General features: G+C 39.6%; 8 protein-coding genes. 1 reads left to right on the top strand and 7 read right to left on the bottom strand.

Going from position 1 to position 13,158, the window contains the following annotated elements; genetic code table 11:
• Positions 1-78 precede the first annotated feature (78 nt).
• Positions 79-2,682: a glycosyl hydrolase family 18 protein gene (locus tag AC27IF_RS12240; protein WP_487054620.1), complete on the bottom strand. Its 2,604-nt coding sequence runs from the start codon at positions 2,680-2,682 to the stop codon at positions 79-81.
• 395 nt (positions 2,683-3,077) lie between these two features.
• Between AC27IF_RS12240 and plsB the strand changes: the two genes are divergently transcribed.
• Complete coding sequence (gene plsB / locus AC27IF_RS12235) at positions 3,078-5,513, top strand: glycerol-3-phosphate 1-O-acyltransferase PlsB (RefSeq protein ID WP_487054619.1); 2,436 nt, start codon at positions 3,078-3,080, stop codon at positions 5,511-5,513.
• Positions 5,514-5,563: 50 nt separating this feature from the next.
• Here plsB and AC27IF_RS12230 read toward each other — a convergent pair whose 3' ends face one another.
• The 6 genes from AC27IF_RS12230 to AC27IF_RS12205 all read right to left on the bottom strand — a co-directional run.
• Positions 5,564-6,175 carry an MlaC/ttg2D family ABC transporter substrate-binding protein gene (locus AC27IF_RS12230; RefSeq protein WP_487054618.1) on the bottom strand — a complete coding sequence of 204 codons (612 nt, stop codon included), beginning with the start codon at positions 6,173-6,175 and terminating at the stop codon, positions 5,564-5,566.
• Positions 6,176-6,345: 170 nt separating this feature from the next.
• Entirely contained in the window at positions 6,346-6,930 is a 585-nt protein-coding gene (locus tag AC27IF_RS12225; protein WP_487054617.1) for a TetR/AcrR family transcriptional regulator, read from the bottom strand.
• Positions 6,931-7,369: 439 nt separating this feature from the next.
• Positions 7,370-10,546, bottom strand: coding sequence for an Lcl domain-containing protein (locus tag AC27IF_RS12220; RefSeq protein ID WP_487054616.1), 3,177 nt, complete (start codon positions 10,544-10,546; stop codon positions 7,370-7,372).
• Between the two features lie 174 nt (positions 10,547-10,720).
• A complete protein-coding gene (locus tag AC27IF_RS12215) occupies positions 10,721-12,103 on the bottom strand; it encodes a histidine kinase dimerization/phospho-acceptor domain-containing protein (RefSeq protein ID WP_487054615.1) in 1,383 nt (460 codons plus the stop codon).
• On the bottom strand, positions 12,100-12,780 hold the full coding sequence (locus AC27IF_RS12210) for a response regulator (RefSeq protein WP_487054614.1): 681 nt from the start codon (positions 12,778-12,780) through the stop codon (positions 12,100-12,102). Before AC27IF_RS12210 ends, AC27IF_RS12215 begins: the two co-directional genes overlap by 4 nt.
• A 188-nt stretch (positions 12,781-12,968) precedes the next feature.
• Positions 12,969-13,158: hypothetical protein (locus AC27IF_RS12205; protein WP_487054613.1), on the bottom strand; the 190-nt coding region annotated here is incomplete at its 5' end.

Here is a 13,158-nt window from a genome sequence, read left to right as displayed (position 1 = left end):
AACGTATCTTGAACCAATAAAAACGCTGGTAATGCAACACTACCAGCGCCTATAACACTTCAGTTATCAACAAATAAATTACTTTTCAGTGTGCCCTAGCCCTTGATGCATCGTATTAAGCAACGTACCACTATCGGCATCTATTTCCCAAGAGAATATACCTCCTAGTCCTTTATCATTAATATATTGTCCTTTTGACAATACTGAGCGTTTATCATCAAAAGAGATTAGTGTACCTGTCGCAAAGTTCCATAAGTAGCTTGCCTTCGCCTCCTCATCCCAAAAGAGTTGATATCCATTACTACCAGTACCGTTAGCTCCACCTAATTGGTTAGCCTCGATTCCTTTATAGTCAACAATACCAGCTTCCCAAAAACCGTTTTCACTCGTTCCGGTAATTGGTGTGCCACCGGCTGCTGTTTCAGTAAACGGACCTTGTTCGTTACCACCGGTAATGCCTGTCCACCCTCGACCGTACATAGCAACACCTACACTGAGCTTATTAGCAGGCACCTGTCGCTGTGAGGTCAAATAAGTCACCACTTCGTCAACAGAAAAACCATCAATCGGTGTCGCTAATGAATTGGTTCCATAAACTCCGGTTTGATGACCATATGTCTGACTCCAAGCACCGTAGTAGTCATAAGTCATCAAATTAACATGATCCATAACAGCAATAGCTCTTTCCCAGTCAATTTCACTGACTTTACCTACTCCACCACTAACCGCAGCCATTAACTCATAACTTCTATTCTTACGAGTCCCCAATGCATCTAAAGCGATACGTAACTCCTCCATCAAGGTGGCAAATCCTGCGCCATCTTCAGGAGAGCCTAAAGCAGGATTGGCACCTCCTCCTCCCGGAAACTCCCAATCAATATCAATACCATCGAAAAAATCATACGTATCAATAAAATCGATAATAGAGGCAATAAACGTAGCACGAGCTTCGGCATCACTACCGATGTCATACAAAGGATCAGATAATGTCCAACCACCCACAGACGGGATTATTTTCAATTCCGGATAAGTCATTTTCATACGATATAATTCAGCAAAAATGCCTTTTACTTCATCATCCCATTTAGCAGTTCCATCAAAATCATTTTTCTCTAAAGCTGCGAACTTATCATGCACAACCACTTCATAGTCTTGTTTATTCGCACACTGAGAATCTAAAGCAGCCTTGGCGGTTCCTGTTAATGATTCATTCGGACCACAAATTGGGATAAAACCGTAGATCAGGTGTGTTAAATTCGCAGCAGGAACATCTTTAGGATAAAAGTTTCTCCCATAAACACCCCATTCAACAAAATAACTAGCAACACGTTTGCCATCGTTATTCTCATAAGCAATGTTATTACCGGGTAACCCCGACTCCTTTAATGCCAGCCACTCAGAGTTATCTAGATAACCCCAAGGAGAGCTAGCTGAATTTCCTCCAGAGTCACCGCCAGTAACGTTCACAACCACCGGATTAGAAGAGCTACAAAGCTCATTACTCTCATCCACATTACAAAGTTCAATGACTAAACTGTGATTACCAGCAGTCGTTAAACTAACTGGGGCTAAAGCTGATTGCGCATTTGGGGAATTGGTTGCCAAGTCACCAGATGAAATCAAAACATCATCTGCAAATAAGCGCCATTTATTACCATTTTCGCCATACCACATGTTCCAAGTTAGTGAGAAATCCGCACTACCATTAACAAGTGCCTGCTCTCCAAGCCAAGCTATTTGAGGTATGCCCGGCGACACTAACTCGACTGTACTTTCATTTGTTACAGTAAAGTTGTTAACCATAGAGCTTGTTGAAGCTCCATCATTATCTGTGGCTATCGCTTCAAGTGTGTGATCACCTATCGTCGCCACCCAGGTATATTGAAAAGGGACTTGTGTTAGCGTTTCTATCTGCACATTATCAAGCATTAAGACTACTTGGCTAATTGAGCCATCAACATCGTTAGCATTCGCTTGCAATAACACCGAATCTCCCGATTTAATGCCACTTGGCACAGTTACCGAAACTTGCGGCGCTTCATTGCAATCGCTACAAGCCGACACAACCAGACTTGATGTTGCAGTGCTTGTTGCCCCTTGATCGTCAGTTGCTTTAGCAACTAAGGTAATAGTTCCTTCAATGGTGGCAATATAATCTACTTGATAAGGGCTGGAAGTATCACTAGCAATTAGACTACCGTCGCTATAAAAATCAACCTTGGAAATACTACCATCACTATCGCTAGCCACTGCTGTTAAGCTAATTTGTGCGCCTTTGTTCGCTGTGCTTGGCGCACTTAAAGACACTAACGGCGCAGCATTGGTAACACCTCCTGCTACGGTAAAAGTTTTATTTTCACTTATTGAGCAACCATCCATTGAACATAAGCTTACTGATAGCTCATGATTCCCAGTAGCAAAATTTGTGCTGCAAGAGCCCATCTGCTCATTTTGGCCATTAGGGGTTAAACTGCCCTGGCAAATTTGTAAGCCATTATTACTTAATGACCAACTAGTCCCATTTTCTCCCCACCACATATTCCAAACAACATTAATATTATTACCGTCATCATAGGTGTCAGGCATCCATGCAAGAATAGGAACATTTGGTACTGCAGCCGAGGTTGTCATCGAAGTAAAGCTAAATAAACAACCTAATACTAAAATTTTGATAAATTTCATTAGACTCTCCAATAGGTAAGATTGATTTGCTGCACAGCAGAAAAGCTATATTTAGCTTGTTTTTTAATCACTGTACATTTTTGAAGCTAGCACCGGCTGACAACGCTGTCAAAAACTAAAGCCTGACTGTTACACTTTAATAACAATTACCAACTATATGTGACTTTAGAGTAAACCCAAGCACCCATTAGATATAAACATTTATATTTCAATTAATTAGAGAAACACTCCAAAGTAACTAAGTAACAAAAAGTTGAATAATGATTAACATTAGTAATTTAACGTCGAAAGGTAATACGACATTAAAATAAGGTGTAAAATGGCAATTTTGAAGTCACTAAACTAAAATGCTAAACTGCGCCCTTTGATGAATTCAAACGAACACTATTAGCAATATGATGATTTTTCTGCGCTCTTTTTTCTACTCTTTCTTAAAACTACCAGTACGATTATTAGTACGTAGTAACATAGTTCTTGATGCTAATGCACCGATAGAAACAGAACAAAAACCCATTTTTTACATAATCAGTCATCAGTCTGCTAGTGACTTACTGGCTTTACAAAAAGCCTGTAAAAAACAAAATTTGCCAGATCCGCTAAGCCAAGTAACCATAAACGGTCAAAGTTTTGAGCGTACATTATGCTTAGCAAAACCTACCTCAGTTTTAGGTATTAAACGCAGTAAAACCAAAGCACTAAGCCAAGGTTTAGCCATGCTTAATCAGCATGATATAGATAAAGAGTTAGACGTTCAGCTTATACCAGTAAACCTTATTTGGGGTAGAACGCCTTCTTTAGAAAAAAACAATGCGAACGTCGCCTCATTACTTGCCGAGCAAGAATCTCCTACTTGGTTTCGTAAATTATTTATCATTTTGTTTCTCGGTCGCGATAGCTTAATTCGTTTCAGTGAAGTGCTGTCACTACGTTATATGTCTGACAATCACGGCAATGACGAAACAACAGCCCATAAATTATTACGTGTCGCTCGTTTTCACTTTCATCGTCAAAATATCGCAGCGAAAGGCCCTCGCCTTATTCACAGACAACAAATGTTTACCGCACTTTTTGCTAACCCTTCAGTAAAACGCATTATTAGTGATGAAGCGAAAAGCAAAAATATCAGCGAAGAAAAAGTCAAAAAACAAGCGCAAGCAATGATGAAAGAAATTGCCGGAGACTACAGTGTTTCGTTAATTCATCTTGGTGAGCGTATTCTGTCTTGGTTATGGGGACGACTATACAGCGACATTAAAGTAAACAACTCGCAACTGTTACGCGAATTGGCACATGATGGCCACGAAATCATTTATGTTCCGTGTCACCGTAGCCATATGGATTACCTGCTACTTACCTATATCATTTTGCAAGAAGGCTTAGTCATCCCGCGTATTGCCGCCGGTATCAATTTAAACTTTTGGCCTGCCGGACCTATCTTTAGAAAAGCAGGTGCATTCTTTATTCGCCGCAGCTTTGCTGGTAACCGCCTATATTCCACTATTTTTAGAGAATATTTAGGGCTGTTATTTGAACGTGGCTATTCAGTTAAATACTACACCGAAGGTGGCCGTAGCCGAACAGGTCGTTTATTAGCACCCAAAACAGGCATGCTAGCCATGACCATTCAAAGCTTATTGCGAGGCATCGACCGTCCATTAACACTCGTGCCAGTATATTTAGGCTACGAACATGTTATGGAAGTAGGTACTTACCATAAAGAATTAAGTGGCAGTGAAAAGAAAAACGAATCGATATTTGGTGTCTTAAAGGCAATTAAAAATTTACGTAACTATGGTAATGGCTATGTAAATTTTGGTGAGCCGATGAACATCAACGAGTACTTAAATAAACAAGTACCTAATTGGAAAGAGTCGATTAACCCTATCAATCCACAAAAGCCTAACTGGTTAACACCAACCGTTAACGACATGGCAAACCAAGTAATGCTACGAATTAACCAATGTGCGGCGCTTAATGGTGTTTCATTAGTCGCATTAGCATTGCACGCTTCTGAAAATAAAGCCTTGAAGAAGGCCGATTTAGCGGCGCAGCTAGACTTTATGTTAGAGCTACAACGCCAAGCTCCTTTTAGTGAGCAAATGACACTACCTGCTGAAACCGGTACTGAAATTCTTGAACACGTAATATCACTAAACAAGGTTACCATTTGCGAAGACAGCTTTGGCTCAATTATTTCACTGGATGATTCCGCAAGCTTAGAAATGCGTTATTACCGAAATAACATTTTACATACCTACGCTCTAATAGCCTTAGTATGTAAACTGTTAACTCATCACAGTAAAATTTCTCATGAACAAATTATCGAACAAGCCAGCAGCTTATTCAGCGCTTTAAAAGATGATTTATTCTTATGGCAAACGCCTGAGCAAATTACTCAGCAAATTGAACTAGTATTAACATCATTGCAAGCCAGTAATATCGCTAAACAAAGTAAAGCCGATTTTTGGTCATTAACCGATGACACTCAACAACTGAGTAAAATTAATTTATTAGCAGAATGCATGGATGAAAGCCTGCAACGACTAGCCATAGTCAGCTACTTAACAACCCGTTTAGCACCAACATCGAAGCGTAATTTAGAAGAAAAGGTAGTCGCGATAGCCAAACGTTTATCAGTATTAAACAACATTACGGCGCCTGAGTTTATTGACAAAAAAGCACAAGCTACGTTAATAAATACCATGAAGAATTTAGGTTACATTGTGGTAGACGAAGATGGTTTATTAGTGGCAACCAGCACTATGAATCAGTTTAAAAGTACCGTCACTAATTTAGTGTCTATTGAAGTACTACAAAGTATTGCTCGTTAAAGCAGAAAAAAAAACTTCCCACTATGGGGTAGTGGGAAGTCCCGGTAAAATTACTTTACCAACGCAGCGAGCTCCATAGAAACTTGCTCAACACCTTGCTTAGCTAGCTTGTTACCTAACTCAGCCTGCTTACTACTTAATAACGATATACCCTCAACCACCATATCAAAGGCCTTCCATTCACCTGTTTTTTTGTTTTTACGCATCTTAAACACCACATCAATGGTAGGCGCATTCATATCAACGATTTGTGTTTTTATCGCCACAATTCTTTTACCTTCCGTTGATTTCTCAGGCTCAAATATCACCTGCTGGTTTTTATATTGTTTTAATGCCGTGGCATAAGTACGCACTAAATAACTACGCATTGATGTAACAAACTTAGCGCGCTGTTCTTTAGTGGTTTTTTTCAAATGCTTACCTAAAATTCGATATGCCGCATATTTATAATCAATTGCCGGCATTAACTCTTCTTCAACAATGTCGTTCATTATTTTCGGAAACTTTTTAATTTCTTGCTGATTAGCAGCAATACGAGTAAATAGTTGATTACCCACATTCTCTAGCACTGCGTAAGGAGAAAGTTGAGCCACTTCCGCTGAAATAGCTGATACTGAAAGCACTAGCGAAAATGCTAATACTAAGCGAGAAAATAAAGACATACTATTCATCCAATAACTAAATAAGTTGATGTTTACCACACAAACCGACCGCTCGGTTTGCTTTATAGTGCTAGCATAACACCGACCGCCCGGTTTGCAACTAAAAAGATCAAATAAAAATAATTTATCTAAGATCTAATAGTGATTAAAAAGTGATAATTAGGGTGAAATTATTTTCGGAGTGCACGGATGTATAAACAAAGCTCAGTAATAACCTGTTGAAATAACTCTTTATTACGAGAGCTTTTAGTTAATGAAGTTGAACCATGAAAAGTAGCGACAATAAAATAAGCCACTTGAGTTAATTTTATTTCAGGGCGTAGGTCATGTTGAATTTTAGTGAACGCTTCAACAATGAGCTCATTGAGCTTTTGTTGCATTGACAAAATGCGTAAGCGAAAGCCTTCATCAACATTAGCCATCTCTTCACAAAGATTATTTAACGGACAACCACAAACCGCTTCACTACACACCATAGATTCACACATTTCAGTGAAAAACTCGCACAACCCTTCAATAGGATCCTCTTGCGATAAGGCAGGCTGCCAAGTATCTAAAAACATTGGCACGTAAACTTCTTCGAAAACAGCGTAACCTAACTCAATTTTGTTAGTAAAATGATAATAAAGTGCACCTTTAGAAATAGCACAACGATTAAGAATAGCCGACAAGCTAGTTGCTTGAAAACCATGCAGATGAATTTCATCGGCAGCTACTTCAAGAATTTTTTGGCGGGTTTGTTCAGCGTCACTCATGGGTACTACTCTTAGGTTTTGTCAAAAGTTTACCCTTGCAATGATAACCAACCGATCGGTTTGTTGCAAGTAAACAGAGTTTACCCAATGGTAAACTTGTGATCATTCCAATATAGAGCTAGAACGTTTCTGGTGAAGCTGGATTGGGTTTCTAAAGTAGCTATGGAGCTGAGAGTCATATCTAATCCTTGACAATTATTATTAGTCCTAAAAATTAGGCAAGTTTATGTTAACAAAGATACGTTAGCAGACATTAGCTTTGGCTTATTAACGACAATTAACCTGCTTGGGGTAGCATATCGATTTAACACATTGAGTGGTGAGAGTTTGAAGATGGGAGGTAGAGTGATATTCTATTTTTCAACGAATTAAACAGAGCGTTAGAAATTTATAAACTCCCTAACGCTCATATACTCTTATTCAGTTAAACCATATTCGATTAAAGCTTGTTACCGCTTTTATCTTCACCAATAAGTATCCAATTAGGATTATCGTTATAGTCTGGATGAGATGTCCAGTTGCTCAAATCAAAAATCCAAGGTTGTAGACATTCTCTATCTATCACACATGGGTCTGTTAACGCTCCCATAAACTCAATCACCTTTTCCGATTGTTCGGTGTTAATATCAATTTCAGGTGCAGGTGAATTCGATACGGTTTCATCAAATGTTTGTCTAAACAAAATACGCGTATTATCAAATGCATCAGGATTCATATTGTTATAAACCTGCTCACATGTTTCGCCTGTTTTATCCATAATATCGATAATAGAGGTTAGATCACAATAATCAGCATCACCCATTTCATTAAAGGTAGCATTGCCGTTAAGAATAGTGCTTATGCCAAGCAAGTCATTCATAGCTCCTCCCGGATTTCCATAAACATCCATAACCTGTCGTAAAGTAGACAAACTGCCATTGTGCATGTAAGGGCCTGTTTCTGTGACATTCAATAACGCTGATGTACGAAAATGATAGGTATCTCCTACATCTCCCGAGATATTAGCACGGCCAAAGTCAGAGTTATTCACGGGTGGGAAACTTGAACTGTCGCTATTACCCGGCCCTACTTGTCCTAACCCAATGGCATGAAATTTCTCGTCGGTGAACGCATCACCTGAGTGACATTGACTACACGCCGCGCCACCTTCGTCACCTGCGGTCATAAACAGCACCGCGCCAATTTTTTCATCTTGCGTCATTACATCAATGTTTCTGTCTGCAACTCCTTTCAAAGCAGCAACGTATTCCTGCCAGCGATTACTGGCAAACACCATAGACTCTTCAAATGCAGCTAGCGCTTCGGCAATGCGGTCAAAACTAATATTCGAATCACCATAGGCAGTTTGAAAGAGTGCTTCCCACTCTGCATCACCTTCAAAACGAGCAGCCAACATTGCACGATATGCTTGGTTGTCATCATCTGTTAATAGCTCATCACCACGCATTTCATTGTGGTTTACCGTTGGAAAACGAGACTGGGCATTGGCCAAAGAAGCTCCTTCAGGAATATTACTGTCTACGCTGTTAAAATTGGGAGAATCTGGCGTAATAATGCCTGCCTCGGTACCTCGTGTGCCTTTGCTATTATTCTCGCTTTCAATACGCAAATCCCAAAACAAGCCTCGATCCATTAATCCAATATTAAATATAGTTGGGGCATTTCGACCAATCACGGGGTACCCTGCTAGCTCGTTTGATTCGCTACCATTAAAGTAACGACCAGAACCTAAGGTGTTTGAAGAAAAATTATGAAATACATCTACGGCATCGTAACCAACAGGCCACGACAAATTATCCCCGCCACCTAGAACTGGATGATGACAAGAAGCGCAAGCGGTGTCGTACTCTCCACTTAACCGTTTTGAATAGAATAAAGCTTTACCAAGCTGAGCTTTATCATCATTAATGTTAGGCAATTCGCGTCCTGTTGTTGGGTCACCGGTATAACCTTGCTCTTCAATTAACAGTTGAGCATGTAAATCAACAGGGGCAATTTCTCCTTCAGGTGAGCCTAAGCCATCATCCATTTCAATTGCCGCACTATCTTGAAGATCAATACTCGCTAATTCATTATCACCAGAGCCACTTCGCACAAGCCTCACCAACATTTCAGAACTACGCCCTTTAAACCAGTTCAAACCAGCTTTAAAGTTTACAAACCAAGAATCCTGAGCAAAATCTATCATCGGAGACGAACTCCAAGTGTAATCAACCGTAGTGGAAGGGAAAACATTTAGGTTAATTGCAGGCTCAACACGGTTGAAATCCACTAATGAGTATAGCTCTTTAATATTGGGCAGACGCCAATCACTATAACCTACCAACTCGCTAGTTTGAGCATGCTCTAATGCGAATGCCCACTCCATGGCCTCTGCTACACCATTATCACAGTTCACACCACTAAGGCCGACAACACATTGTGCCCACATAAGATCAGTTGCTAAGTCTGTCACTGTTCCGTCGTTATGCACTTTGTAACGTTCATCAGGTGTTTGCTTTACGCTATCAACAAAAGGATCCATAACCCTAACTAAGCGCAGCGCCGACGGCTGATAACGCTGAACATTTTTATTGTTGCCAAAGGCTAATTGAAATGCCCAAGCATAAAATTCACCATGCGCTCCCTGATAAGGAGAAGCAGTCCAGTAAAAGTCTCCGGTTGCATTGGGAAAATAGGCTTGATCAATTTTATATGAGTTAGGACCAAAACCATTACCAAAATTGACTAAAGACATAAATTGAGCATTATCAGGCACCCTCCAGTCACTGTAGCCGCAGAAGTTTTCCTCATTGGTGGCGATAATCAGATTGTTCCAATCATCATAGTAATCACCATCTCTATCTTCATTATCCCTATCTTTTGCCGTTAAGCCCCCCCAACGATAAAAATTACTCGCGTCGTGGATGCTACCATCTCTGGTTTTTACTTCCCATAGCAAGCCCGTTCTATCATCACGAACACATGCCCAAGACTCTGAGGCATAGTTTCCATTGCCTCTATAAACACTGCCATCAGCATTGATACGAGTAAGGTCAAAACCACCGTCGCCATCACTATCAGAGTTAATAGTCGCACTTCTTCCTTGACTACAATCTTGTTCAAGTAGCGAGCCATTTGTACCTGTGATAGTTGTATTGCAGTTAGTTCCATTATTCGAATCATTTGAGCCAAATGTTATTCCAGTATCATTGAGGAAAGCCATGCCCGTATTAAACTTTTCTACAATCTCTGCATCATCTTCCGTTACCGTTGCTTGAATTCCAGCCTCAGTGGTTCCTCCATCTCCTGTGCAAGTGAGTTTAAATTCGTAAGTTCCCGCGGTTTCAAATATCGTGCTTTCCTCACCACCTGCTAATGATTTGTCGCCACTCCAAGCACCAGAAGCAGAACAACTTGTTGCTGAGCTAGATTCCCATTCAATTAAGGTTTTCTCACCAACTGAGATGCTTTCAGGGCTTACTGACAAAGTAACGGTAGGTGTTGCGGGTGTAGTATCTTGAGCTTCCTCATTCACTTTATTGCCGCCGCCTCCACCACCACAAGCAAACAGAAAAAGTAAGTGTGGTGCAAAACAAAATGCGAGAAACGTATTCTTATTTCTTATTTTTATCATAACAATGCTGATCCAAAGTTTTTAAATTTAACCATTAATATCGAGATAATAATTAAAGAAAGATGAGCGGAAGATGAGGATAATAAATTAATATTTAAATGGATAATCGTTATGCAAAAATGAATGATTCAACATACTTTTAAAGGAGTTATAAAAACAGCTCCACTGTTCGATTTATTCGTCAGTCAAGCTCATTATTAACATTTGCTTATCATCTAGCTCTACAGTTAACTTTAACGATATTGCTGTAGCAGCCGAATGCGCGATTGAAAGGCCTAAACCAACGTGTTTAGTACCCGTTCGTGAACTGTCTTTTCTCCATAAACGATCAAACATTGTCGAGAGGTCACTTTTGTCTAGGTTAGGGGCAAGATTAGCGCTCGTAAAAATTGAATGACTGTTTTTATAGCTAAAAACAACTTCACTGTTTTTAGGTGCATACTCAACAGCATTACTTATCAGATTGGAAATAATAATACGCAAAAGATGAGGGTTACTCTCTATTACATGTTGTTCATTCAAGGACAAAACAATTGTTATCCCTCGCTCTTTTACAAGCGTTGATTGCAAAGCAATACATTCTTCAATAACGGTGGAGGCATTCACCTTTTCAATGAGTATTTCAGAGTCAGAGTTCTCTATTCGAGCTAAAGAGAGCAAACTATCTATCGTATTTTGTAGTTGTATAGAAGATTCAGCAATGTAACGATAATCATCAACTGATGACTGCTCAGGCCATTTCATTGCGACTTCACTTGTTGTACGAATGGCTGCTAACGGGGTGCGTAACTCATGAGCTAGGTCGTTATTGAATTGGCGCTCTCTTTCAAAACTTTTTTCTAATCTTGCAAGCAATTGATTAAGCCTACTGATTAAAGGGTTGATTTCCGTGGGCACATCTTCAACATCCAATCTATTATGCAACGAACCTGCTTCTACTCCCGCAACTTTTTCAGACAAATGTTTTATCGGCGCTAATGTTCTTCTTATGGTAAAAACGAGTATGAATGACAGTAAAAAGCAAAAAAGCGCACCACCTATTATCAATTTATAAGTGAGTGTCGCTAATTGTTGATTAACTTCTGTTTTAGTTATTGCAACTGAAACTGTTATTTCATCGCTTCTGGGCCCAAGACTCATCGCAAACGAGAGCATGCGAATATTTTCACCGGAGGCTAATTGACTATTGTAGTGTCTTTGCTGATGCTGTTCTTTTTGATAGCTAAGTTGATACTTCGCAAGGTTGTCAGACTTGCTTAATGTTGTTCCTGTTTCATCCCAAGCTTGTATATAAAACGTGTTATTTTCACCATTAAGCAGGCGCTTGGTGTTTTCGGCAATATTGCTTGGTTTCTTCATCATTCCACCAAATCGTCGAGGAGGCATTGGCATTCTATTGGCTATCTGAACTGCGCGAGCAAGCTTATTGAGTTCATTATCAAGACCACCATTAAGCCTACGTTTTTCAGATAAGTACAACGTTGTTCCTGCTAAAATAGCAATAACAATAAAACTTGGCACTAACCACATTAACAGCTGAGAGCGGATACTTTTCATGGTTTTTCTACACTAATTACGTAGCCCATACCTCTTCGGGTATGAATTAGTGCACTATTACTCTTTGATACATTAATTGCTTTTCTTAATGCGCAGATAGCTGTATCAACTACGTTGCTCATTGGCGACACTTGTTCGTCATATATGTGCTCTTCTATCTGGGTACGAGAAATAACACTTCCTTTGTGCAACATGAGGTATTCTAATAAAGAAAACAATTGAGAAGATAAGGAGACACTATGACTTCCTCGGGTAACGGTTTTGGCTGAACGATCTAAGGTCAAATCACCAACCGTTAATTTCGGAGAACGAGTTTGGTACTTTCGTCGTGCAAGTGCTTCAACCCTAGCAATAAGTTCTTCGATAGCAAATGATTTAACCAAATAATCATCTGCGCCTAATCGCAAACCAGCAACACGATCTTCAATAGAGTCTTTCGCTGTCAAAAATAAAACCGGCGTTTCATTGTTAGCTTCCCTCAATTTTTTAAGCACTTCTCGACCATCTAACCCCGGTAGCATAATATCGAGAATAATCACGTCATAGTCATTCTCTAAAGCCATCCATAATCCATCTTGGCCATTATCAGTTGCGTCTACCGCAAACCCAGATACTTTCAACGCTTTAACGACAGCCCTAGATAGTGCTTCGGAATCTTCAACCAATAATAATTTCATCTTACAGCTCTTCTACAATAAAGGGTTTAGTGGTAAAAGTTTTTCTACTAGCAATTAACTGTGAAATTTTCCTCACACACCCTCAAATATATACAAGTTAACATGGGGAGAAGATGAAGGTGTATCAACAAATTATAAATAGCGCAAATAGTTAAAATGATTATTATTGGGAATATTAAACCCATCAACTACCTATCTACTTTAATTAATTTTTGGCTAGCCAATAGTCGCAGTCCGCCCCATATTAACCTTGTATCAAGCTCTACTAAGTTTGAAAAAGCTAATGTCCACTTTTGGCTAGCTGCGGACGGTTTGGTTTTGAGACCAACAGCTTCCGCTTTGCACACTGAAAAGTCGTTAGTATATATTTTGAAATAA

Source organism: Colwellia sp. KS18-150 (assembly GCF_057551365.1).
This window is presented reverse-complemented; position numbering and strand designations above follow the sequence as displayed.